Annotated in this window: 19 protein-coding genes and 2 pseudogenes; 9 read left to right on the forward strand and 12 right to left on the reverse strand. The window is 64.7% G+C overall.

What is annotated here, in order from left to right:
• Positions 1 to 47: 47 nt before the first annotated feature.
• Both tnpB and tnpA read right to left on the reverse strand, forming a co-directional pair.
• Positions 48 to 404, reverse strand: coding sequence for an IS66 family insertion sequence element accessory protein TnpB (gene tnpB, locus ACVJ19_RS04970; protein WP_018273742.1), 357 nt, complete (start codon positions 402 to 404; stop codon positions 48 to 50).
• Positions 401 to 823, reverse strand: coding sequence for an IS66-like element accessory protein TnpA (gene tnpA, locus ACVJ19_RS04975; protein ID WP_424578819.1), 423 nt, complete (start codon positions 821 to 823; stop codon positions 401 to 403). Before tnpA ends, tnpB begins: the two co-directional genes overlap by 4 nt.
• Before the next feature lie 90 nt (positions 824 to 913).
• On the opposite strand from tnpA, the pseudogene ACVJ19_RS04980 reads away from it, so the two are divergent.
• Positions 914 to 1,300 (forward strand): annotated as a pseudogene (locus ACVJ19_RS04980) (nucleotidyltransferase family protein); the annotation flags it as partial.
• Between the two features lie 124 nt (positions 1,301 to 1,424).
• Here ACVJ19_RS04980 and ACVJ19_RS04985 read toward each other — a convergent pair.
• The 3 genes and pseudogenes from ACVJ19_RS04985 to ACVJ19_RS04995 all read right to left on the reverse strand — a co-directional run bounded on the left by ACVJ19_RS04985 (position 1,425) and on the right by ACVJ19_RS04995 (position 4,072).
• Positions 1,425 to 1,992 (reverse strand): annotated as a pseudogene (locus ACVJ19_RS04985) (PAN domain-containing protein).
• 112 nt (positions 1,993 to 2,104) lie between these two features.
• Positions 2,105 to 3,475, reverse strand: coding sequence for a glutamate--cysteine ligase (locus tag ACVJ19_RS04990; protein WP_453948248.1), 1,371 nt, complete (start codon positions 3,473 to 3,475; stop codon positions 2,105 to 2,107).
• Between the two features lie 99 nt (positions 3,476 to 3,574).
• Entirely contained in the window at positions 3,575 to 4,072 is a 498-nt protein-coding gene (locus tag ACVJ19_RS04995) for a MarR family winged helix-turn-helix transcriptional regulator (RefSeq protein WP_018644966.1), read from the reverse strand.
• Positions 4,073 to 4,198: 126 nt separating this feature from the next.
• Here ACVJ19_RS04995 and gstA point away from each other — a divergent pair, with 126 nt between their 5' ends.
• The 4 genes from gstA to ACVJ19_RS05015 all read left to right on the forward strand — a co-directional run bounded on the left by gstA (position 4,199) and on the right by ACVJ19_RS05015 (position 7,399).
• A complete protein-coding gene (gstA, locus tag ACVJ19_RS05000; RefSeq protein ID WP_453948249.1) occupies positions 4,199 to 4,813 on the forward strand; it encodes a glutathione transferase GstA in 615 nt (204 codons plus the stop codon).
• Between the two features lie 114 nt (positions 4,814 to 4,927).
• Complete coding sequence (locus ACVJ19_RS05005) at positions 4,928 to 5,272, forward strand: hypothetical protein (RefSeq protein WP_453948250.1); 345 nt, start codon at positions 4,928 to 4,930, stop codon at positions 5,270 to 5,272.
• Between the two features lie 196 nt (positions 5,273 to 5,468).
• Positions 5,469 to 5,777 carry a hypothetical protein gene (locus tag ACVJ19_RS05010; protein ID WP_453948251.1) on the forward strand — a complete coding sequence of 103 codons (309 nt, stop codon included), beginning with the start codon at positions 5,469 to 5,471 and terminating at the stop codon, positions 5,775 to 5,777.
• Positions 5,778 to 6,364: 587 nt separating this feature from the next.
• Positions 6,365 to 7,399, forward strand: a complete 1,035-nt coding sequence (locus ACVJ19_RS05015; protein ID WP_453948252.1) for an IS110 family RNA-guided transposase — start codon at positions 6,365 to 6,367, stop codon at positions 7,397 to 7,399.
• 350 nt (positions 7,400 to 7,749) lie between these two features.
• Here ACVJ19_RS05015 and ACVJ19_RS05020 read toward each other — a convergent pair whose 3' ends face one another.
• From ACVJ19_RS05020 to ACVJ19_RS05040, 5 genes are all read right to left on the reverse strand, one after another.
• On the reverse strand, positions 7,750 to 9,966 hold the full coding sequence (locus ACVJ19_RS05020; protein ID WP_453948253.1) for an FAD-dependent oxidoreductase: 2,217 nt from the start codon (positions 9,964 to 9,966) through the stop codon (positions 7,750 to 7,752).
• A 155-nt stretch (positions 9,967 to 10,121) separates the two neighbouring features.
• On the reverse strand, positions 10,122 to 11,330 hold the full coding sequence (locus tag ACVJ19_RS05025) for an acetyl-CoA C-acetyltransferase (RefSeq protein WP_260386835.1): 1,209 nt from the start codon (positions 11,328 to 11,330) through the stop codon (positions 10,122 to 10,124).
• 49 nt (positions 11,331 to 11,379) lie between these two features.
• The gene (locus tag ACVJ19_RS05030) at positions 11,380 to 11,667 is read right to left on the reverse strand and encodes a hypothetical protein (protein ID WP_453948254.1); all 288 of its coding nucleotides are present in this window, start codon (positions 11,665 to 11,667) and stop codon (positions 11,380 to 11,382) included.
• Between the two features lie 9 nt (positions 11,668 to 11,676).
• Entirely contained in the window at positions 11,677 to 13,467 is a 1,791-nt protein-coding gene (locus ACVJ19_RS05035; protein ID WP_453948255.1) for an acyl-CoA dehydrogenase C-terminal domain-containing protein, read from the reverse strand.
• Positions 13,468 to 13,507: 40 nt separating this feature from the next.
• The gene (locus ACVJ19_RS05040) at positions 13,508 to 13,894 is read right to left on the reverse strand and encodes a nuclear transport factor 2 family protein (RefSeq protein ID WP_453948256.1); all 387 of its coding nucleotides are present in this window, start codon (positions 13,892 to 13,894) and stop codon (positions 13,508 to 13,510) included.
• A 207-nt stretch (positions 13,895 to 14,101) separates the two neighbouring features.
• On the opposite strand from ACVJ19_RS05040, the gene ACVJ19_RS05045 reads away from it, so the two are divergent.
• Together ACVJ19_RS05045 and ACVJ19_RS05050 are read left to right on the forward strand one after the other, a co-directional pair.
• Positions 14,102 to 14,692, forward strand: a complete 591-nt coding sequence (locus ACVJ19_RS05045; RefSeq protein WP_456739356.1) for a PadR family transcriptional regulator — start codon at positions 14,102 to 14,104, stop codon at positions 14,690 to 14,692.
• A gap of 357 nt (positions 14,693 to 15,049) precedes the next feature.
• The gene (locus tag ACVJ19_RS05050) at positions 15,050 to 18,484 is read left to right on the forward strand and encodes a hypothetical protein (RefSeq protein ID WP_453948257.1); all 3,435 of its coding nucleotides are present in this window, start codon (positions 15,050 to 15,052) and stop codon (positions 18,482 to 18,484) included.
• Positions 18,485 to 18,524: 40 nt separating this feature from the next.
• Here the strand turns inward: ACVJ19_RS05050 and ACVJ19_RS05055 are convergent, their stop codons facing one another.
• Entirely contained in the window at positions 18,525 to 19,826 is a 1,302-nt protein-coding gene (locus ACVJ19_RS05055; protein ID WP_453948258.1) for an LssY C-terminal domain-containing protein, read from the reverse strand.
• Positions 19,827 to 20,087: 261 nt separating this feature from the next.
• Here ACVJ19_RS05055 and ACVJ19_RS05060 point away from each other — a divergent pair, with 261 nt between their 5' ends.
• Complete coding sequence (locus ACVJ19_RS05060; RefSeq protein ID WP_453948259.1) at positions 20,088 to 21,005, forward strand: sulfite exporter TauE/SafE family protein; 918 nt, start codon at positions 20,088 to 20,090, stop codon at positions 21,003 to 21,005.
• Positions 21,005 to 21,772, forward strand: coding sequence for a TIGR02186 family protein (locus ACVJ19_RS05065; RefSeq protein WP_453948260.1), 768 nt, complete (start codon positions 21,005 to 21,007; stop codon positions 21,770 to 21,772). Before ACVJ19_RS05060 ends, ACVJ19_RS05065 begins: the two co-directional genes overlap by 1 nt.
• A gap of 174 nt (positions 21,773 to 21,946) precedes the next feature.
• Here ACVJ19_RS05065 and ACVJ19_RS05070 read toward each other — a convergent pair whose 3' ends face one another.
• A complete protein-coding gene (locus ACVJ19_RS05070; protein WP_453948261.1) occupies positions 21,947 to 22,858 on the reverse strand; it encodes a DMT family transporter in 912 nt (303 codons plus the stop codon).
• Positions 22,859 to 22,903: the final 45 nt, after the last annotated feature.

The raw sequence follows: 22,903 nt of genomic DNA on the forward strand, positions 1-22,903 counted from the left end.
GCAGAGCTACACGAACGCACTCGCAATCGCCAGCAAAACAAGACGCTTCAGGCAACCTTCGTCGGCCGCTTCGTCACCTTCGGGACCACACGCGACCACTCCGCAAGACCTTCAATCAGCATCGCCAGTTGCGCCCCCGTCACCGGCATCGTACCCTCGCGAACAGGTGGCCAGGCAAAGCCCCCATTCTCCAGCCACTTCGTCGCTAGAACCATTCCCGAGCCGTCAAAAACCAGTAGCTTCAAACGATCCGATCGCTTCGATCGGAAGACATAAACGTCACCGCTGTAGGGCTTGCCGCCTAATCCCTCCGCTACCAGCGCGACAAGGCCATGAACGCCTTTACGAAAGTCAATCGGCTGCGTCGCGACGAACACACGGACCATTGGACCGAAAGAGATCATCGCGTCGATCTCACCGCCGCCAGCACGCGCTCCAGCGTCGCGGCGTCGACGCCGACGGGCACGCGCACCGTCGCGCCCGCGATCATCACCTCGATCCGCTCGGCCGGATCCGTCAGAACATGCGCCTTATCGATCGCGTTCGGCTGCGCCTCGACGGCGGCCTGGAGCCTGACTTGCACGAACTGCGGCGCTTCGCTCGACGCGAGCCGCGCCTGGCGCCGCCACACACTGAGCAGTCCCCGGTTCACCCCGTTGCGTCGAGCCACCTCGGAAATGCTCGTCTCCGGATCGGCACTCTCGGCCACGATCCGCGCCTTCTCCGCATCGCTCCAACTGCGCCGTCGCCTCTCCCCTGTGATCACCTCGATCCGCTGATAGGAGGCGGCATCATGCCCGTCTTGATGTCTGTCTTGATGCATGGAACGAGCGTCCCTCGCGTTGTCAAATCCACGCGCGAGTCTCGCTCATCCCGTCCACCTAAACGAGGTGGGGTCGTCGTACCGCTATCGTTCTATTTCGATCCTGATAACTCGTGGGAGGCGGAGGACGGGGTGATCCGCAAGCTGCAGGCGCGGCTCGGACATCTCGGCGTCAAGGTCGAGATCCGCAACCAGGCGCGCGTGCATCTGTGGTATCCCGGCAAGCACGGCCTGCCCTATCCGCCCCTGACATGCTCGATCGAGGGCATCGACCGTTTCCTCACGCAGAACACGCAAGTCGGGATCAGGCGCGCCGGCGATGGCTACGAGGTCTATGCGCCGCATGGCTTTGGCGATGTCGCAGGGCTGATCGCGCGGCCGAATCCGGGACCGAATTTTTCCGCGACGAATTACGCGGTGAAAGCCGCGCGCTGGAAGGAGTTGTGGCCCGAGATCACGGTGGTTGCAGCGAAGTGAGATCTCGTAGGGTGGGCAAAGCGAAGCGTGCCCACCACCTCTTGCAATAGTTGAAAGATCGTGGGCACGGCGCTTTGCGCCTTTGCCCACCCTACGACAGCAATGACGGTGGAAAGAGCTCCGGCTACCGCACCACGCCCGACGTAAATCCCGCCTTGCGGCGAGGCGGCTTGATTTCCTTCTTCAGGAAGCAGCGCGCCTCGCGGCCGGTATAGCCGGGGCGGGCGTAGGTGAAGGCACGGCATTTGTTGTCGGCGACGCAGGCGGCCTTGCAGGCCTCTTCGCTCTCGCCGTCCTTGAGCTCGAAATTGCGCAAATCGCCACCGGGGCGGTCGATCGACGTTTCCACGCCTTCGACGCGCGGCTCGATCACGCCGGCGCCCCGGACGCCGGAGATGCAGCAACTCCCGGGCACGCGCGGCGGCACGGTGTTCTTGAGCCAGCACACCCGCCGCGGCACCGTCGATGTCGGGATAGCTGAAGCTCCAGGAGCGGCACTTGCGGTCGCGCTCGCACAGCAGCGCGCAATCCTCGGGGTCACCCGAGGTGACCGGCGTGCTGAAATAGTCCCCGCCGGGCCGGTCGAACGCCGTCTGGGCATGCGCCAGCACGCCAGCAAACGCGATCGAAAGCAGCGTGACGCCTGCCACAACGCTTGCCATGACGCCCCCGGACAGGCGGCCCTTCCCCATCGGAACAGCTTTCGAGTTATTGACGACGCTCAGGTTTTTTCAGCCGATCATTTGATCGCCGCAAACCTGTATGGGCGATGAACGGCCGAAAGCCTGGTCGTCGCGTATCGAATTAGAACGCGTATTCCGCGTAGGCCGGTTCCACCGAGCCCTTCCAGGGACCGTTGAACTTCTCGAGCAATTCCTCGGCCGGCGTCCGGCCGGAATCGATGATGCGGTCGAGCGGCTCGAGATGACGGGTCTCGTCGCGTCCGAGCTGGTCGATCCGGCCGCGGCGGCGCAGGCCTGCATGTGCCAGAACGAGGCAGTCCTTGGCGATCTCGAACAGATAGCGGTCCTTGATCCGCGACTTGAAGCCGAAGCGCGGCACGTCGTCGCGCAGGGCCTGGCGCTCATGCGCGCTCCAGTGCTTCACCATGTCCCAGGCGGCATCGAGCGACACATCGTCATAGAGCAGCCCGACCCAGAAGGCCGGCAGCGCCGGCAGGCGGCCCCACGGCCCGCCGTCGGAGCCGCGCATCTCGAGATAGCGCTTCAACCGCACTTCCGGGAAGATCGTCGAGAGATGGTTGGCCCAGTCCGACAGCGTCGGACGCTCGCCCGGAAGGTTGTTGTTACGGCCGTCGAAGAAGGCGCGGAAGGAGGAGCCCGAGACGTCGATGTACTCCTCGCCGCGCTTGACGAAATACATGGGCACGTCGAGCGCGTAGTCGACATAGCGCTCAAAACCCATGCCGTCCTCGAACGCCCACGGCATCATGCCCGAACGGGCATTGTCGGTGTCGCGCCAGATCTCGGAGCGGAAGGAGAGGAAGCCGTTCGGCCTGCCTTCGGTGAACGGCGAGTTGGCGAACAAGGCGGTTGCGACCGGCTGGAGCGCGAGCGACACGCGCAGCTTCTTGACCATGTCGGCTTCGGAGGAGAAGTCGAGATTGGTCTGCACCGTGCAGGTCCGGTACATCATGTCGAGGCCGTACTGGCCGACCTTCGGCATGTAATTGGTCATGATCTTGTAGCGGCCCTTGGGCATCACCGGGATGTCGGCACGCGACCAAGACGGCGTCATGCCGAGGCCGAGGAAGCCGATGCCGAGCGGCGTCGCGATCTCGCGCACCTGGGCGAGGTGCGCCATCAGCTCGCTCTGGGTCTGGTGCACGTTCTCGACCGGCGCGCCGGAGAGCTCGAACTGTCCGCCCGGTTCGAGCGAGATCGCGCCGCCGCCGGTGACGTCGTAGAGGCCGATGATGTTGCCCCTCTCCATGATCGGCTCCCAGCCGAGCAGGAGCTTCATGCCTTCGAGCAGCGCGCCGATGCCGCGCGCGCCCTCATAGGGCACCGGGCGGTGGCCTTCGAGCGTGAACGGCGTCTTCTCGTGCTCGGTGCCCATGCGGAATTCGGACGGGTCCTTGCAGCCGGCCTCGAACCACGCGACGAGCTCGTCACGTGACTGCAGCGGCGTCATATCGATCTGGTCTCGCGCCATATCAAACTCTAATCAAAGGCGCTTCGACCGAATGCGCGCGGGGTGAAGGGGATCGTCCGCGAACCACGGGGTGCGCGGACGTGCTGGTTTGCCGCGCGATCATCGCGACGGCGTGCTTTCGTTGACGTTGGCGACGGGCGGCAGCTTCATCTCGCCGCACGAGCAGCCCAGCCGGTCGAGCAGGCCGCTGAGCTTGACGGCGTCGGCATCGGACAGCTTTGAGCCGACATATTTCTCGATTGCGGCGGAATAGGCGCCCCACATCCGCTTCTGCAGTTCGCGGCCGGCCTCCGTGATCTCCACGAACTGGCCGCGCTTGTCGATCTTGCATTCGCGCCGGGAGGCGAGCCCCTCGTCGACCAGGCGGTCGATCAGGCGCGAGGTGGAGTATTGCGGGATCAGCATCTGACGTTCGAGTTCCACCGGCCGCAGCTCGCCCGAGGGGGCACGCGACAGCTCGAGCAGCGCGTCATACCAGGCCAGCGGCGGGAAGCCCGCCTTCTTCAGGTCCTGCTCGACGCAGTCGAGCACGCGGCTCTGCACCCGCATCAGGCGGATCCAGGCGGAGGTTGCCTCGGTCGATGGTTTGCGTTTCATGGTCCCGCTCAAGCTCGTCGCCCGTCTCTTACCTCACTCGATGCACCTGCATCAATCTTGACTATTGCATGCAGGTGCATGTAGGCGTTCCTTCGCCGTAGCCAAGCGTCAAGAGGAGGAAATTCCATGAAGCTCTATTATTCGCCCGGCGCCTGCTCCCTGTCCCCCCACATCGCGCTCCTGGAAGCCGGCCTGCCCTATGAGCTGGTCAAGGTCGATATCCGGGCCAAGAAGCTCGAAAATGGTGAGGACTATCTGAAGCTGAACCCCAAGGGCCAGGTCCCTGCGCTGGGCCTCGACAGCGGCGAGATCGTGACCGAAGGCCCGGTGATTGTCCAGATGATCGCCGATCAGGCGTCCGCCAAGGCGCTGGCGCCGGCCCATGGCAGCGCCGAGCGCTACAAGCTGCTCGAATGGCTGAACTTCCTCACCTCCGAGGTGCACAAGAGTTTTGGCGCGCTGTTCGCCCCCGCCCTGAACGACGAGGCCAAGGCGTTCTTCAAGGATCGCGTCATGGGCAAGCTGAAATACATCGACAGCCAGCTCGCCGGCCGCGACTACCTCATGGGCAAGCAGTTCACGGTGGCCGACGGCTATCTGTTCACGATGCTGACCTGGGCCGACCGGATGAAGTTCGACTTCACCGCGATGCCGCACCTTGCCGCCTACAAGACCCGCGTCGCGGCGCGACCGCAGGTGCAGGAGGCGCTGAAGAAGGAAGGCCTCGCGCAGGCGAAGTAGCCGCTCGCGAGACGCAGCAAGCGAAGGCCGGATCGAGGATCCGGCCTTTCTTCATTGTGAACCATTTGGTCGGCAGCGACGTCGAAGGATCATCTCCGCGAGACTGTTGCCCCCATGAACTTGATCGTCCTCATGACCGCCGCCGGCGCGCCGCTCGCGATGCTCGGCTTGTCGACGCCGGTCTCGCCGGAGCGCAGCTGCATCTTCATGGTCCATCCGCAGATCACCTCGGCCGTGTTCGAGAGCAAGGAAGGAAAGATCGTCTTTCCGGACCGGCCGACCGAATATCCGTGCAGCTACGCCAAAGTGAAGGGCGGAACGGGCATCGCCTTCACCAACCAGAATGGCTGGCGTTTCGCGGTCAGCATTGGCCGCGGCGACGAAGGCACCTGGAAGGCCAGCCTGGCCGACGATGCGGTATCGGGCCGCGCGTTCTCGCCGTTCGGAGACCGCAAGTAAAAGGGCCGGATCAACGATCCGGCCCTTTGATTTGCGCAGTACGGCGCGAGCCTGTTCCGCCGGATCATCGTACCTTGACTAGACTTATGAACTACTGTTCGCCAAATGTAAGTGGTGCTGTCTTGTCAGCCCCCGCAAAGCGCGCGAGCTTGACGCAATTTATTGCAGATAATTTGCACTCTGACCGGAGTCGAAGTTGACGATTGCCATCGTCCTGATCGTTGCAAGTGCGTTGCTGGGAATTGCGACCGGTCGCGTTTTCAGGATCTGGGCGCTGGTCATGATCTCGCCGTTGATCGCGGTTGTCTCGGCGATCATTCTTCGCGTGTACGATTTCGGAATGATGGGGGGCGTGGCCGTCATTGCCATCTGCCTTGCCGTCTCCCAGCTCGCCTATTTCGCGGCATCATATCTGCTGCACGCTCGCGCGGTCTCACCGCATGACGAGGTCGACGGCGATCCAGGCGAGATAGGCCAGCAAAAAATCCGCCGCCAGCACAAGTAGCGCCAACGCGGCCCAGAGCGCCGGGCCCTTGCGGCGCAGGCGCGCCGGTTTCTGCTGCGATGAGATTCGACCAGTTGCGGACGCAACAGCATATTTCGCGGCAAGATCGCGACCGAGCGCGGTCTTCCGCAGCACCAAGGAGTTCATCAAGGACAACTTTCTTTTCGTCTTCGGCTTGCCGAGGAGATCGGCAAGTGTCCCAACGCGATTCGCGACCCTGACCCGCAGCAAGACTAGTGCCAGGACCGAGCAAAAGAACGGCGCCGCTTTGACGCGCCTATGACAATTGCGCGACACCGCGGCAGCGGGGACTCTGCCACGGTTCCTATCCAAAATCTGTGAGCGGTTCCACAACCTGGAACAAATCTGATGCAACCGTGAGGATGCGCAAAAGAAAAAGGCCGGATCGATGATCCGGCCTTTTTGTCGTCGGGTAGATGGGGTAACGGGCCGGCCGCCCGCTCGCTACGGCGCGATTTGGAAGCGCGCTCGCGAGCGGCCTGTTGGTTGGAAGGCGGTCGTCCCTCAAACTGATGGTGTTCAACGGAGTCGGGCAAGCCCGCTCCAAGCATCATTAAGGGACGACCATGTATCACTATGCAGGAATCGACGTGTCATTGGAATGCTCGAGCGTCTGCCTTGTCGATGGGACAGGCAAGATTTTGCGCGAGACGAAGGTTGCGAGCGAGCCGGAGGCCCTGATCGCCTGGTTCCGGTCGCTGGCCTTGCCGCTGGAGCGGATCGGCCTGGAGGCAGGCCCGTTGTCGCAATGGCTCTACGCGGCTCTGCGGGAGGCAGGGCTTGCGGTTGAGCTTCTGGAGACGCGTCACGTTCGCGATGCCTTCAAGGCGATGCCAGTCAAGTCGGACCGCAACGATGCGCGCGGGATCGCCCAGCTGATGCGGCTCGGCTGGTTCCGGCCGGTGCATTGCAAGTCGGTCGCGGCGCAGGAGACGCGCGCCATTCTGACGGCCCGCAAGCTGCTGCAATCCAAGCTGCACGACATCGAGAACAGCCTGCGCGGCGTGCTTCGCGGCTTTGGGCTGAAGGTCGGCAAGACCACCGAGCGCACCTTCGCCGAGCGCATCCGGGAGCTCGTTGCAGGCCATCCAGGCCTTGAAGTGGTGGCGCAGGCGCTGCTCGAAGCTCATGGCGTGCTGCGGCGCGAGTTCAACAGCCTGGACAAGCAGGTCGCCAGGCTCGCCAGATCGCACCCTCAAGCCCGCCTCCTGATGACGACGCCGTCCGTTGGCCCGATCGTGGCGCTGACCTACGCCTCGGCGGTCGACGACCCGAAGCGCTTCCGCTCATCGAAGGCGACGGGGGCGCATTTTGGCCTCACCCCGAAGAAGTACCAATCGGGGGAAACCGACTACACCGGCCGCATCAGCAAGATCGGCGATGCCTCCGTGCGCGAGGCGCTCTACCAGGCGGCCCACGTGATGCTGACCAAGCCGGTCAGGAATTGCGCGGCGCTCAAGGGCTGGGCGATGCGGATCGCCCGGCGCGCAGGCATGCGCAAGGCCAAGGTGGCGCTCGCGCGCAAACTCGCGGTGATCCTGCATCGCATGCTCGCCGACGCCACGCCGTTCAACCCGATGGCCAAAGCCACGACAAGCTGAGCTAAGGAGTATCGATCGGTTCCGGGCGGGCCACGACACCAGGCTCGTCCGCGCGAGGTCCCTTCGCTGGGACGATGGATCCGGTCAGGCCGCCATCCGGGAAGTGGATCACAACCACGCTTCCGTAGATTGGCCGGCCGGCTCCTCATGCACCCCATCAGGCGACGGCCTCCGCGCCGATCCCGTACAGAAGCAAGTGCCCAGCGATCGGATCACGCAAAAAGGGATTGACTAACCAAGGCCCGTTACAGAAGCCCGGATGGAGCGAAGCGCAATCCGGGATCAGTGTTCGCCACGCAAGGACGGCCCCGGATTGCGCTGCGCTCCATCCGGGCTACGAAGTCAAACGATCAGGCAGCTGCCGCCTTCTTCGGCGCGAACCGCCCATAGAAGGTTTCGCCCTTCGCAGCCATCTCCTCGAGCAGCTTCGGCGGGGTAAAGCGCGAGCCGTACTTCGCTTCCAGCTTGTGGCAGAGCTCGACGAACTTCTTGGTGCCCATGAAATCGATATAGGACAGCGTGCCGCCGGTGAACGGGGCGAAGCCGAAGCCGAGGATCGAGCCGACATCGGCCTCGCGCGGATCGGTGATGACGTTGTCCTCCACCGTACGCGCGGCTTCCACCGCCTGCACCACCAGGAAGCGCTGCTTCAATTCCTCGATATCGAGCGTGTCGGGGTCGAGCTGCTTCGGCTGCAGCGCGGAGAGACCCGGCCACAGGCTCTTCTGACCCTTGCCCTTCTCGGGATAGTCGTAGAAGCCCTTGCTGTTCTTGCGGCCGAGACGGCCCTGCTTCTCGACCATCTCCACCATCAGCTTCTTCTGATCGGGATTGATGGCATTGGGGCCGAGATCGGCTTCGGTCGCCTTCATGATCTTGAGGCCGAGATCGAGCGCGACTTCGTCCGAGAGCGAGAGCGGGCCGACCGGCATGCCGGCCATCTTGGCGCAGTTCTCGATCATCGCCGGCGGCACGCCCTCGAGGAACATCTCGTTGCCTTCGGCGACATAGCGGCCGACGCAGCGATTGGCGAAGAAGCCGCGAGAGTCGTTCACGACGATCGGCGTCTTGCCGATCTGGCGGACGTAGTCGAGCGCGGTGGCGAGCGCGACGTCGCCGGTGTTCTTGCCGAGGATGATCTCGACCAGCATCATCTTCTCGACCGGCGAGAAGAAGTGGATGCCGACGAACTTGCCCTGGTCCTTGAAGGATTCAGCAAGAGAGGTGATCGGCAGCGTCGAGGTATTCGACGCGAAGATCACGTCGGGCTTCAGATATTCCTGCGCCTTGGCAAAGGTCTCTGCCTTGACCTTGCGGTCCTCGAACACGGCCTCGATCACGAGATCGACGTCCTTCAGCGCCGCATAGTCGGCAGTCGGCGTGATGCGCGCGAGCAGCTTCTCGGCATCATCAGGCTTGGCGCGGCCCTTCTTGATCTGGTCCTCGATCACCTTCTGCGCATGCGCCTTGCCCTTGTCGGCGCTCTCCTGGTCGCGGTCGATCAGGACGACGTCGAGGCCGGCGCGGGCCGAGACGTAGCCGACGCTCGCGCCCATGAAGCCGGCGCCGATCACCGCGATCTTCTTCACCTTGGTGGCCGGCACGTCTTTCGGACGGCGCGCGCCCTTGTTGAGCTCCTGCATCGACAGGAACAGGCTGCGGATCATCGCAGCCGCTTCCTTCGAGCGCAGCACCGAGGTGAAGTAGCGCGACTCGACCCGCAGCGCGGCGTCGATCGGCAACTGCAGGCCTTCATAGACGCAGCTCATGATGGCGCGCGCGGCCGGATAGTTGTCGTAGGTCTCGCGGCGATAGATCGCATTGCCGGCCGGGAACATCATCATGCCGGCCTTGGAGAACACCGGACCGCCGGGCAGCTTGAAGCCCTTCTCATCCCAGGGCGCGACGGCCTTGCCGCCGCCTTTGATCCACTCCTTCGCGGCCTTGACGAGGTCGGCGGCGGGAACGATGGCGTGGATCAGGTTCAGCGCCTTGGCCTTCTCGACCGTGACAGGATCGCCCTTGAGCAGGATGGTCATGGCGTCCTGTGGCGGCACCAGGCGCGGCACGCGCTGCGTGCCACCGGCGCCGGGGAACAGGCCGACCTTGACCTCGGGCAGGCCGAGGCGGGTCTTGGGATTCTCTGCCGCCACACGATAGTGGCAGCACAGTGTGATCTCGAAACCGCCGCCGAGCGCGAGGCCGTTGATCGCCGCCGCCCACGGCTTGCCGGATGTTTCGATCGAGCGCAGCACCTGCGAGAAGCGGCGGCTCTGGTCGAACAGCATCTGGTTCGCGGCGGTCTCGCCCTGCTCCTTGAACACTTTTGCGTAGGCCTGGTTCATGCCCTCGAGCATGGACAGGTCGGCGCCGGCGCAGAACGCCTCTTTCGCCGAGGTGATGACGACGCCCTTCACAGCCGCATCTGCGGTGGTCGCCTTGACGATCGCGTCGAGCTCGCTGGTCGAGGTCTCATCAAGCACGTTCATCGAACGGCCCGGGATGTCCCAGGTAACGAGCGCGATGCCGTCGGAATCGGTCTCAACCTTGAAGTTCTTGTACGACATGTTGGTTGCTCCTCGGTGCCGCAGCCGATCTCAGGCGCGGCGGTTGATGGTGATCTCGTAGGGTGGGTTAGCCGAAGGCGTAACCCACCACTGTCTTCCTCTGCGGAAACAGAAGAGGTGGGTTACGCTTCGCTAACCCACCCTACGGCAGCTCGTTACACCCGCTCGATGATGGTCGCGGTGCCCATGCCGCCGCCGATGCAAAGCGTGACCAGGGCGGTGGACTTGTTGGTGCGCTCGAGCTCGTCGAGCACGGTGCCGAGGATCATCGCGCCGGTCGCCCCTAACGGATGGCCGAGCGCGATGGCGCCGCCGTTGACGTTGATCTTGGCATTGTCGATGTCGAAAGCCTGGATGTAGCGCAGCACGACCGAGGCAAAGGCCTCGTTGAGCTCGAACAGGTCGATGTCCGACTTCTTCATGCCGGAACGCGCGAACAGCTTCTCGGTGACGTCGACCGGACCGGTCAGCATCATCGCCGGCTCCGAGCCGATGTTGGCGAAGGCGCGGATTTTTGCGCGCGGCTTCAGGCCGTATTTGGCACCCGCCTCCTTGCTGCCGAGCAACACGGCGCCGGCGCCGTCGACGATGCCTGACGAATTGCCGGCATGGTGCACGTAGTTGACGCGCTCGATCTCCGGATGCGACTGCACCGCGACGCCGTCGAAGCCGCCCATCTGCGCCATCATCGTGAACGACGGCTGCAGCTGCGCCAGCGACTGCATCGTCGTCGAGGGACGCATGTGCTCGTCCTTGGCGAGGATGGTGAGGCCGTTGATGTCCTTCACCGGCACGACCGACTTGTTGAAGCGGCCCTCGTCCCAGGCCTTGCCCGCGCGCTGCTGGCTCTGCACCGCATAGGCGTCGACGTCATCGCGCGAGAAACCGTACTTGGTCGCGATCAGATCGGCCGAGACGCCCTGCGGCATGAAATAGGCCGGCACCGCCATCGAGGGGTCCATCGGCCAGGCGCCGCCGGAGGCGCCGATGCCGACGCGGCTCATCGATTCGGCGCCGCCGCCGATCACCAGCTCATGCTGGCCGCTCATCACCTGGGCGGCTGCGAAATTCACGGCGTCGAGGCCGGAGGCGCAGAAGCGGCTGATCTGCACGCCGGGCACGGCTTCGCCGAGGCCGGCTTTCAGCGCGGCGAAGCGCGCGATGTCGGAGCCGGCTTCGCCGACCGGATCGACCACACCGAGCACAACGTCGTCGACCGAGTCTTCCGGCAGGTTGTTGCGGTCCTTCAGCGCCTTCAGCGGCACGGTGGCGAGCGCCAGCGCGGTCACTTCGTGCAGCGCGCCGTCCGGCTTGCCGCGGCCGCGCGGGGTGCGGACGTGATCGTAGATATAGGCATCTGCCATGGGAGCCTCCTGATTGCAGTTATTGGTGACGACCGCGACGCGATCGGGATCAATCCTGGAACGTGAATTCGTAGAACAGCGGCAGCCCTTCGCCGTGGCGAAGGAATTGCCGCGCGGTGTCGTAAGCCTTCATCCCCGAACTCAGGTCGAGGATGTGATCGAGTTGAGGGACGGTCGTGGTGTCCGTGAGGTAGAAAGCCTCGATGCCGAGGATGCCGACGCCGCGAGACTCGCAGCGGTCGACGATGTCGAGGGCAGAGCGCGCGCAGAATTTGTCGCGGCGGAGCCCGGCGCCGAAGGCGCGAAACTCCGCAACGATCGCGTCTGCTGCAGACATCGAAACTCCTCAGAACGCTTCCGCCGGCAGTTCCATGATGGTGGCGCAGCCGGACTGGATGCGCGCGAGATTGGCCGCGGTCTCCGGCAGCATGCGCTCCATGAAGAAGCGGCCGGTGACGAGCTTGGTCGAGAGATAGGGCGTCGCCCCGCTCTCGGCAATCTTGGCGTTCGTGACCTTCGCCATCTTCGCCCACATGTAGCCGAGCGCGACGAAGCCGAAGAGGTGCAGGTAATCGGTAGCGGCAGCACCCGCATTGTCCGGCTTCATCATCGCATTCTGCATCAGCCAGGTCGTCGCCTGCTGGAGATGGCCGAGCGAGGCCGAGAGCGGGGTGATGAACGGCTTCATCGCCTCGTCGCCGCCGTTCTCCTTGGCGAAGGCCATGACCTCGCCGAAGAAGGCCATGATGGCGCGGCCGCCGTCGCGCGGCAGCTTGCGGCCGACGAGGTCGAGCGCCTGGATGCCGTTGGCGCCTTCATAGATCATGGCGATACGCGCATCGCGCACGAACTGCTCCATGCCCTGCTCAGCGATGTAGCCGTGGCCGCCATACATCTGCTGCGCCTGCACCGCGTTGGCGAAACCGTAGTCGGTGAGGAAACCCTTCAGCACCGGCGTCATCAGGCCCATGTGGTCGTCGGCGGCCTGGCGGTCCTTCGGGTCCTCCGAGCGGTGGGCGACGTCGCTTTTCAGCGCGGTCCACATCACGAAGGCGCGCGCGGCCTCGTTGAAGGCGCGGATCGAGAGCAGCGTGCGGCGCACGTCGGGATGCACGATGATCGGGTCGGCCTGCTTGTCCGGCGCCTTGGCGCCGGTGAGCGCGCGGCCCTGGATGCGCTCGCGGGCGTAGGCGACCGCGTTCTGATAGGCCACTTCAGACTGCGCGAGACCCTGCACGGCGACGCCGAGCCGGGCCTCGTTCATCATCACGAACATGCCCTGCATGCCCTTGTTCTCTTCGCCGATCAGCCAGCCGGTGGCGTTGTCGTAGTTCATCACGCAGGTCGAATTGCCGTGGATGCCCATCTTGTGCTCGATCGAGCCGCAGACGACGCCGTTGCGCTGCCCGACCGAACCGTCGGCATTGACCAGAAACTTTGGCACGACGAACAGCGACACGCCCTTGATGCCGGCGGGTGCGCCTTCGATGCGGGCGAGCACGAGATGGATGATGTTGGGGGCGAGGTCGTGCTCGCCGGCCGAGATGAAGATCTTGGTGCCTGATATCTTGAAGCTGCCGTCGGCCTGCCGCACCGCCTTGGTGCGGAGCATGCCGAGGTCGGTGCCGCAATGCGGCTCGGTGAGGTTCATGGTGCCGGTCCATTCGCCCGCCACCATCTTCGGCACGTAGGTCTTCTTCTGCTCGGGCGTGCCGTGCACGAGAAGCGCTGCGGTCGCGCCCATGGTGAGGCCGCCATACATCGAGAACGCCATGTTGGCGGAGATCTGGAATTCGTTGACCGCTTGCGAGAGCGTCACCGGCAGGCCCTGGCCGCCGAACTCGGTCGGAGCCGACAGGCCGAGCCAGCCGCCCTCGGCCACTTGCTTGAAGGCGTCCTTAAAACCCTTCGGCGTGGTGACGCTGCCGTCGTCCGCGCGCTTGCAGCCCTCGATATCGCCGACGCGGTTGAGCGGCTGCAGCACTTCTTCGGAGAGCTTGGCCGCTTCGCCCAGGATCGCATCGCGCACGTCGCTCGACGCATCGGAAAAGCCGGCGAGGTTGTCGTAGCGGTCGATCTGGAAGACGTCGTTGAGCAGGAAGTTCACGTCTTCGACGGGGGCTTTGTAGATCGGCATGGTGGTCTCCCGGCAGGCGGTCTGAAGTGATGATGTTGGCTTAGGATTGGGCGGCGGCCAACTGCTCCGCCATCAGGCGGTGCAGCATGTTGATGGCCTTGAGCGGACGCACCATCACCTTGAAATGGGTGATGCGTCCTTCGGCATCGAAGGTGATGATGTCGACACCGTTGATCTCGATGCCGTCGATGACATTCTTGAATTCGAGCACGGCGCCATTGGCGCTCTTCCACTCGCCGACATAGGTGAAGCCCGGGCCGCCGAGCACCTTCTCGGCGCTGGAGAGGTATTTGAAGGTGATGTCGCGGCCGCGCTGGGGCGAATGCACGACGGGGCTCTCGAACACGGCGTCAGGATGCAGCAGGTCCCAGAGCGCTTTCGCATCATGGGACTTCATGAAGGCGTACCAGGAATCGAGGCCGGTCATTGTCAGGTTGCCTCCCTAGATCAAGGCCATGGCAAAAAGCTCGAAAACAACCCCATGCACAGTAGCGAGGAGGTTGATTTCGCTGGGTTTTTGGGTCGGATATTGAGCCCGACCTTCGGCTACCTCATATGCACATTGACGCATATGCACCAATGCGCATAAAGTCAAGTCAATTGGTCGGGACCTCGAAAAAAGGAAGCTGGTGTCATGGCACTGGGCGACGCAATCCTCGCATGCCTGACGGAACGGCCGATGACGGGCTACGAGCTCGCCAAGACGTTCGATTCCTCGATCGGCTTCTTCTGGAAGGCCGACCACCAGCAGATCTACCGCGAGCTCTCCAAGCTGCGCGACCGCGGTTACATCCAGGGCCGCGAGGTCGTGCAAACAGGCAAGCCCAATAAACTCATCTATACGCTCACTCCGGAAGGGCGAACAGCGCTGCGGCACTGGGCCGCGCGGCCGAGCACACCGCCCTCGATCAAGGATGACCTCCTGGTCCGGCTGCATGCACTCGACAGCATCGACATCGAGCCGATGCGGACCGATTTGATGGCCCGCCTGGAGCACCACCGCGACCGCCACGCCAACTACGAGCGCATCCTGAAGAAGCGCTTTCCGGACGGCACGGCGGAAGGCCGGCTCGACCTCGGCAATTTGCTGCTGCTCCAGCTCGGCGCCCGGCACGAGCAGATGGTGGCCGATTTCTGCGAAGAGGCGCTCGAGGCGTTGTCGGCGATGAGCGGCAAGGGCACGGTGGTGCCGATCGAGGATGGCAAGCGCGAGGGCAAGGGCTGAGGGGCATAGGCAGTGCCGGTCACCTCTCCCGCTTGCGGGAGAGGTCGCGCCGAAGGCGCGGGTGAGGGCTCTCTCCTCTTGGGGAGTCTTGCTGCGGAGATACCCTCTCCCCAACCCTCCCCCGCAAGCGGGGGAGGGAGCGCACCGGTTACGTGGCGACCAAGTTCGTCCCCAAGTTCCCGCCGCCCAACTTTAAGACACCCGCGCCGCATTCCTTAACCCGTTATTTACCGTAACAGGAAAAAGTCGGTTTTCGAGGCAGACGACCCGCGCCAAATTCGATTGTCTTTGCAACCGGCACGCGTGGGGAGGCTGGAGGCGCCGGGTGGGGCGTCGGAGTCGGAACCGGACAGAGTCATGAATTCGCGCGTATCGTGGAGTGTTGACGGCATCGATCCATCCGTGAGGGAGCGGGCCGAAGCTGCTGCGCGTCGTGCGGGCATGTCGCTCAATGATTGGCTCAACTCCACGCTCGGCGAGACTGCTCCGCCGAACTTTCGCGGACCTTACGACCAGCGTCACGATCAACGTCCGCAACACATGCCGAGTCAGGAGAGCCGCGAAGTCGCCGACATCCACCAGCGGCTCGACGCGATCACCCAGCAGATCGAACGGATTTCAAAGCCCGCCCCGCGCCAAGACTCTTCTCGTGAAAGAGACGTCTCGCGCGAGCACGGCGTCGCGCGCCAGCTCAACGACGCGATCTCGCGGCTCGACGCGCGCCTGTCGCAAATCTCCCGTCCGCAGCAACAGCAGGCGCCGCGGCCAGCCCCTGCCTCATCGCCCGTTGAAACGCGCCAGCGCCAGGCCGATGCAGTCGAGCGCGCGGCCGCACAGGTCTATCGCAGCTCACCTCCCTTGAGCCCCGCCTCGTTCGACGTCGCGGTCGCCGAGATCACTGCGCGCCAGAGCGAGCTCGACGGCTTTGCGCCCAGGCAGATGCCGTCGCGCTCAGCGCCGTCGATTGCACCCGCAGCACCTTACGCGCCGACCATGGCACCAATGGCGCCGCCCGCGCCTGCCTACGCTCCGCCGCCACCGCAAGCAGGGCCGGATTTCTCGGCGCTCGAACGGCATCTGCTCAAGATCACGAGCCAGATCGAAGCGCTGCAGCGGCCTGACAACACCGAGCAGGCGATCAATGCCTTCCGCAGCGAGCTTGCGGAAATTCGCACCGCCATCACCGAGGCGATGCCGCGGCGCGCGATCGAATCGATCGAGAACGAGATCCGCTCGCTGCATCGGCGCATCGACGAGACCCGCTCCAACGGCACCGACGGCCAGGTGCTGTCAGGCATCGAGCGCGCGCTGTCCGACATCAAGCAAGTGCTGCGGACGCTGACGCCGGCCGAGCAACTCACCGGCTATGACGAGGCGATCCGCAATCTCGGCGCCAAGCTCGACCTGATCCTGCGCGCCAATGACGATCCCTCGACGGTGCGCCAGCTCGAAGGCGCGATCGCGGCGCTGCGCGGCATCGTCTCCAACGTCGCCTCCAACGAGGCGCTGGCTCGGCTGTCCGAGGACGTGCAGTTGCTGTCGTCCAAGGTCGACCAGATCACCCGCGCCTCCGGCCACAGCGACAGCTTTGCGGTGCTGGAGCAGCGCATCGCCGCGCTCACCGCGGCGCTGGAAACCCGCGAGCGGCCGCAGCCCTCCGAAAGCACCGAGCATCTGGAAGCCGCGATCCGCGCGCTGTCGGACCGCTTCGACCGCATGCAGGTCGGCAACGATTCCGCCTCGACCTTCGCGCATCTCGAACAGCGCGTCTCGTATCTCCTGGAGCGGATCGAGGCCGCCGCCGATCCGCGCAACGGAAACTTGAGCCGCGTCGAGGACGGCCTGCACGACATCCTCAGGCACCTGGAACGCCAGCAGGCGACCTATTCGGCGCTCGCCGAGAGCCGCAGCTCCGCACCGCCTGTCGATTCCGGCGTGGTCGATCTCGTCAAGCGCGAGCTCTCCGACATCCGCTTCAGCCAGGCCGAGACCAACCGCAGCACCCAGGACTCGCTTGACGCCGTGCACAGCGCGCTGGGCCACGTCGTCGATCGTCTCTCCATGATCGAGGGCGATCTGCGCGCGGTGCGCAGCGCGCCGCCGCCCCCTGCGCCGCAGCCGATGCCGGTGTCGATGCCAATGGCCGCGCCGATGGAGCCTGCGCCGGTGGCGCGCGACCCGCGGCCGCAAGCACAGCCGCCGAAATACGATCCGAAGCCGGAGCTGCCCAATCCCGCCGCCGCACAAGCGGCGCAGGCCGCTTTCGTCGCCGCACCGCGCGAATTCCATGCCGCTGCGCCCGCCGCGCCGCCGCCGATGCCGCCGCCTGTTCCGCCGCGCGCGATCAGCGAGATCCTGGAGCCGCATACGGCGCCCGCGCGCGCCGCGATCGCGCCGGAGCTGCCGCCGGATCATCCGCTCGAGCCGGGCACACGGCCGGGCGGCCGCGCCGCCACGCCGTCGGAGCGCATCGCGGCGTCCGAGAGTGCGATCAGCGAAATTCCCGCGCCTCCGAAGGAGCCGGTGTCGTCGTCCAGCTTCATCGCCGCCGCGCGCCGCGCTGCGCAAGCTGCCGCCGCGCAGCCGCCCGAGAAGCCGGCACGTGGCGCCAAGGCCGCGATCGCCCGCGCCAAGGAGAAGGGCCAGGAAGGCGGCTCGACCATCACCTCAAAGATCCGCTCGCTGCTGGTCGGCGCGAGCGTGGTCGTGATCGTGCTCGGCACCTTCAAGATGGCGATGAACCTGCTCGAGGGCAGCAGCGCGCCGCCGGCGCCGCAGGCGATGCAGGATATTCCGAGCCAGCCAGCACCGCAGGCCGCACCACCGCCGCCGGTCGAGACCAAGCCGGCCGCGCCCGAACAGATCACGCCGTCGATGACCTCGCCGACGCCGATCGGACGGCAATCGCAGAACAACGCCGCGCCGGCGCCCACTCCCAATTCCGGCAGCTCGGCCTCGGTTGAGATCCCGCAGGCGCCCGCCGCGGCAGTGCCACCGCCTGCTGCGAGCAGCGACGTCACCGGCGCGCTGTCGGGCAGCAGCCGCGCCCGGCTCGGCCTTGTCCAGGTGCCGCCGAGCGAGAAGCTGCCCGACGGTATCGGCGGTCCGGCCCTGCGCACCGCTGCGATCAAGGGCGATCCGACCGCGGCCTACGAGATCGGCCTGCGCTTTGCCGAAGGCAAGGGCGTCGCCACCAATTACGATGAAGCGGCGAAGTGGTACGATCGCGCGGCGCAGGCCGGCGTGGTGCCCGCCACCTTCCGCCTCGGCACGCTCTATGAAAAGGGCCTTGGCGTGAAGAAGGACGCCGATATCGCCCGCCGCTACTACACGCAAGCCGCCGAGCGCGGCAACGCCAAGGCGATGCACAATCTCGCCGTGCTCGATGCCGATGGCGGCGGACGCGGCGCCAATTACAAGAGCGCGGCGCAGTGGTTCCGGAAAGCCGCCGATCGCGGCGTCGCCGACAGCCAGTTCAACCTCGGCATCCTCTATGCCCGCGGCATCGGCGTCGAGCAGAACCTCGCCGAATCCTACAAATGGTTCAGCCTCGCGGCCGCGCAGGGCGATGCGGATGCCGCCGGCAAGCGCGACGACGTCGCGAAGCGCCTCGACCCGCAATCGCTCGCCGCCGCCAAGCTCGCGATCCAGACTTTCAGCGCCGAGCCCCAGCCCGACGATGCCGTCAACGTCGCAACGCCGAACGGCGGCTGGGACAGCGCGCCGCAGGCAAACGCGAAGCCGGCGCCGAAGCCGGTCGCCGCCAAGCGCTCGGCCTCGGCGGCGCACTGAAGCGCGATGCGATAGCGCTCCGCGAACAGGGTCCCTCGCACTACGGCGGCGTTTCCCAGGCAAGCCTGTCGATCTTGCCGAGCGGCGTTATTTGATTCGACAGGAATATGACGGCGCGCAATCCATCGGTGTAATAGGGGTCGCCTGTCAGATTTGCACGCGGCGCGGATGGTGGTGCGGCTCCGACGCCATTGACGTAACCGAATCGCTCGCTGAATCCGGACATGATGAGATCCTGAAGAAAATAGGCCCGATCGAAATCGACGTCGGGCGCAATCTTGTGCGTGGTCAAATTCCATGTCTGGTCGGTCAGGCGGACACCAATATCCCGGCTCACATGGCCGACCCACACCCTTCGATTATCGAAGGTGTACGGCGTCAGCCAAAATCGGGCGTGAATGCGCTCATTGATGGTGGACCGGGCTTTCTGAACGACGACGTCTTCCCTGCGGCCGAACACGTAAAGCGGGCTCACGGGCGACGTCTGATACGGATCTCGAAGCAGGAAAGCGCGCGCGGTATCGATCGCGCTTGCAAAATCGAGCTGTCTGGCAAGGTGCCATCCGCGGGCAATAAGAGGGACGATGGGGTCTTGCTTGCTTTCGATGATGACGAGATTGAGCGGATCACCATCACGTTTCCCCTCAGGCCCTTTAGTACAGCAGGCGAAGTTTGCAAATCTCTCCCGCAATGACGAAAGATCGAGTTCCTCGATCTTCGTGCCGGGATAGACTTTCTCGGCCCGAATATTGGTGCCGACAAACGGCGGCCCTGGAACCAACAGCGCAAGGTCGAAGCTCTCCACGCGGTTCTTCCCGACGATCATGATATGCGCATATTTGATGCCGGCATCCAGAACCCCGTAGACGAAGCCTGTCGTCTTGCTGTGCGGCGCAAGGTCGCTCGGCATCTGGCGCTTGAGAAAGAATTCGTCACGGGCGCGGTTGGCGAACCATGACAGAGCGCCGTGGAATCTGTAGGAGACCTCATAGGCAGAATAATAATCGGGATCCATGGTGACCGGGAGAAGCGCCAATGCCTCATCGGTCTCGTTCTCGATCGACAGCCAGACGGGTTGAATATTGTAGCCGGCCAGATTTTCACCAAAGCTCCTTTCGCTCTCATCCGCTCCGAGTGCGCTCGCACTCACCTTGATTCCCGGTACGGACTTCTGCTGGGCGCGGTTGATGAAACTTGCATCTCCGCTCGGATCTGGTGAAAACCGAAATGAGTTGACGACCGCTATCAACGTCAGCGCGAGAGCCAAAAACGCGACACTCAGGATCTTGTGCGCCCTGATCGTCTTGATGGGGTTGAGAAGAGCGACGACATTCTCGTTCATCTTGTCACCCGGCCTTTCGTCAGGACGATGCGGATCAGGCTGCGTTCACGTCCCTCTACCTCGGTTATCGTCCCGGGCTGACGATGCTCGGCTGTTGATCTGCATCAACGTTTCGGACCCACAGGTTTGTTGCGAAAAACGCTGCGCCGTGTTCAATTCGTTGTCCCGCGGCGCGGCGTTTTCGGCTATGTGAGGAACGCGGCAATCGCTCGTCCTGCGCGAGCATTCCGCAGTCTTCGATCGTCCGCCGGACCAGGCTCGATGCAGCTCTACCTCCCGATCGCCGATCTTCCGGTCAACGTCTTCCTGGTGCTGGCGATGGGCGCGGCGGTCGGCTTCGTCTCCGGCATGTTCGGCATCGGCGGCGGCTTCCTGATGACGCCGCTGCTGATCTTCATCGGCATTACGCCGGCGGTCGCGGTCGCTTCCGTGGCGAGCCACATCGCGGCCTCCTCGTTTTCCGGCGCGCTGACCTATTGGCGGCGGCGCGCGATCGATCCGGCGCTGGCGAGCGTCCTTTTATCCGGCGGCGTAACCGGGACGGCGCTCGGCGTATGGACCTTCACGCAGCTTCGCGCGCTCGGCCAGCTCGATCTGATGATCGCGCTGTCCTACGTCGTGCTGCTCACCACCGTCGGCAGCCTGATGTTCTCCGAGGGCCTGCGCGCGTTGATGCGGACCCGGCGCGGCGCGGTGCCGCCGCGGCGCACGCACAACTGGATCCACGGCCTGCCGCTGAAGATGCGGTTCAAGCGCTCCAAGATCTATCTCTCGGTGATCCCCGTGCTGATCGTCGGCACCATGATCGGCTTCATCGGCGCCATCATGGGCATCGGCGGCGGCTTCATCCTGGTGCCGATCATGATCTATCTGCTCAGGGTGCCGACCTCGACGGTGATCGGGACATCGATGGTCCTCACCCTCGTCACCATGCTGGTCGCGACCATGCTGCACGCGGTGACCAATCACCTGGTCGATGCCGTGCTGGCGCTGATCCTGATGGTTGGCGGCGTTACCGGCGCGCAGTTCGGGGCACGCGCCGGCCAGAAGATCCGCGGCGAGCAGCTGCGGCTGCTGCTCGGCTTGCTCATCCTCTCGGTCGGCGTCCGCTTCGCGATCGAGCTCGTGATCGAACCTGCGGATCTCTTCACCATCCGTGAGCTGGGAGTGAGCACCTGATGCGCACACTCCTCGCCCTCCTTCTCGTCCTGCTGCTCGGATCAGTCGCGCGCGCCGAGCGGCTGATCGTGTCGGTCTCCAACCATCGCGTCACGGTGACGCCGAACTATTCCGGCGAGGAGCTGGTGCTGTTCGGCTCGGTCGAGAAGGACGCGACCACGCCCGCGGACCGTACCGCCTACGATCTCGTGGTCACCGTGATCGGCCCGCGCGCCGACATGGTGACGCGGCGCAAGGAACGCACCTTCGGGATCTGGATCAACACCGACTACCGGCAGTTCCTGCAGGTGCCTACCTATCTGGCCCTGTTCGCCAACCGTCCCTTCGACGCCATTACCTCGCCCGAGATCGCGCGGCGGCAGCAGATCGGCCTCAACAACGTGCTGCTGACCCAGCGGGTCAGCGGCGACTTTGCCGACGTGGTGCCGAACGATGCGTTCCGCTCGGCCTTCATCCGCCTGCGCACCCAGCGCGGCCTCTATCGCGAAGACCCGAGCGCGGTGACGTTCCTGACACCGACCCTGTTCCGAACCGGCATTCCGCTGCCGGCGGAGGTGCCGATCGGCACCTATGAGGTCGAGATCAAGCTGTTTGCGAACGGCGCGCTGGTCACCAAGACCGAGACCGCCTTCGAGATCGTCAAGGTCGGCTTCGAGCAGTTCGTCGCGACGACGGCGCGGCAGAACGGGCTGATCTACGGCCTCGCCACCGCGGCGATGGCGCTGATGACGGGATGGATGGCGTCGATTGTTTTCAGGAAAGACTAGCCGCGTACTCCGTCATTGCGAAGGCGCGAAACTATCTGTCCGAGTCGTCCTGGCGAAAGCCAGGACCCATAACCACCGGCCGTCGTGATTGCGGGGACTCGGGGTTACCGCTACGCGCCAAACTGCTCCTTGGGGGAATGGGTCCTGGCTTTCGCCAGGACGACGTTGAGGCACCTACGACGCCGCCTTCGCCGGCCGCGTCACGAGATAAATGCCGAGCGCGACCGGGATGATGCCGAGCAAATCGCGCGCCTCGACGTGCTCGCCGAGCACGATGTACGCGAACAGCATGCCGAGCGGCGGCATCAGGAAGTGATAGGCGCTGGCGGCGGTGGCGCCGCACACTTTCAGCAGATGAAACCAGAGCCAGTAGGCGAGGATCGAGCCGCCGAGCACGAGGAAGGCGAAGGCGCCGATCAGGCTGAGCGTATAGTCGATCGCGTGGATATCGGCGAAGGTGAGCGCGACCGGCGTCAGCACGATGCCGGCGGCGAGGTTCTGCACGCCGTTGCCGATCCACAGCGATCCCTTCGGCGCCAGCAGCTTGAACAAAATCGTCCCCGCGACGATCGAGGCCAGCGAGGCCAGCGTGAAGACGATGCCGTGAAGCTGGTCGGTGCCGACCGACAGGCGATGCCAGACGATCGCCGTCACGCCGATGATGCCGAGCAGCAGGCCGGCCGCCTTGCGCCAGGTCATGCCTTCGCCGAGCAGCAGCGTGGCGAGCGCCGCCGTGAATACCGGATTGGCCGAGACGATCAGGCCGCCGAGACCGGCGGAGACCGATTGCAGGCCGGTGTAGCCGAGCCCGAGATAGAGCGCGTTGTTGGCGATGCCGAGCACGGCGAAGATCGCGGCATCGCGCCAGGACAGCGACCACGCCTCGCCACGGATCAGCGTGGCGCCGAGGATCAGAATGCCGGCGAGCGAGAAGCGCGCGGCGAGCAGAATCAGCGGCGGGCAATGGGTGACGCCGATCTTGCCGGCGACGAAGGCATAGCTCCAGAGCAGGCAGAACAGGCCGATGGCGAGCGGCAAGGTGTTGAAGCGGCTGGGGGCTGCGGGAAGCGAGGTGGCGAGCGACATGAGGGCATTCTCGGATGTTTTTCTTCTGGCCCTCGATCTAGGGAC

The sequence above is a fragment of the Bradyrhizobium sp. USDA 376 genome (assembly GCF_054063675.1).

Coding starts and splice junctions, on each gene's coding strand:
- ACVJ19_RS05070 (WP_453948261.1), bottom strand. CDS start 22,858: ATGTCGCTCGCCACCTCGCTTCCCGCAGCCCCCAGCCGCTTCAACACC.
- ACVJ19_RS04995 (WP_018644966.1), bottom strand. CDS start 4,072: ATGAAACGCAAACCATCGACCGAGGCAACCTCCGCCTGGATCCGCCTG.
- tnpB (WP_018273742.1), bottom strand. CDS start 404: ATGATCTCTTTCGGTCCAATGGTCCGTGTGTTCGTCGCGACGCAGCCG.
- ACVJ19_RS05025 (WP_260386835.1), bottom strand. CDS start 11,330: ATGGCAGATGCCTATATCTACGATCACGTCCGCACCCCGCGCGGCCGC.
- ACVJ19_RS05045 (WP_456739356.1), top strand. CDS start 14,102: ATGGCACTGGGCGACGCAATCCTCGCATGCCTGACGGAACGGCCGATG.
- ACVJ19_RS05035 (WP_453948255.1), bottom strand. CDS start 13,467: ATGCCGATCTACAAAGCCCCCGTCGAAGACGTGAACTTCCTGCTCAAC.
- ACVJ19_RS05005 (WP_453948250.1), top strand. CDS start 4,928: ATGAACTTGATCGTCCTCATGACCGCCGCCGGCGCGCCGCTCGCGATG.
- tnpA (WP_424578819.1), bottom strand. CDS start 823: ATGCATCAAGACAGACATCAAGACGGGCATGATGCCGCCTCCTATCAG.
- ACVJ19_RS05065 (WP_453948260.1), top strand. CDS start 21,005: ATGCGCACACTCCTCGCCCTCCTTCTCGTCCTGCTGCTCGGATCAGTC.
- ACVJ19_RS05055 (WP_453948258.1), bottom strand. CDS start 19,826: ATGAACGAGAATGTCGTCGCTCTTCTCAACCCCATCAAGACGATCAGG.
- ACVJ19_RS05050 (WP_453948257.1), top strand. CDS start 15,050: ATGAATTCGCGCGTATCGTGGAGTGTTGACGGCATCGATCCATCCGTG.
- ACVJ19_RS05040 (WP_453948256.1), bottom strand. CDS start 13,894: ATGACCGGCCTCGATTCCTGGTACGCCTTCATGAAGTCCCATGATGCG.
- ACVJ19_RS05015 (WP_453948252.1), top strand. CDS start 6,365: ATGTATCACTATGCAGGAATCGACGTGTCATTGGAATGCTCGAGCGTC.
- ACVJ19_RS04990 (WP_453948248.1), bottom strand. CDS start 3,475: ATGGCGCGAGACCAGATCGATATGACGCCGCTGCAGTCACGTGACGAG.
- ACVJ19_RS05020 (WP_453948253.1), bottom strand. CDS start 9,966: ATGTCGTACAAGAACTTCAAGGTTGAGACCGATTCCGACGGCATCGCG.
- gstA (WP_453948249.1), top strand. CDS start 4,199: ATGAAGCTCTATTATTCGCCCGGCGCCTGCTCCCTGTCCCCCCACATC.
- ACVJ19_RS05030 (WP_453948254.1), bottom strand. CDS start 11,667: ATGTCTGCAGCAGACGCGATCGTTGCGGAGTTTCGCGCCTTCGGCGCC.
- ACVJ19_RS05060 (WP_453948259.1), top strand. CDS start 20,088: ATGCAGCTCTACCTCCCGATCGCCGATCTTCCGGTCAACGTCTTCCTG.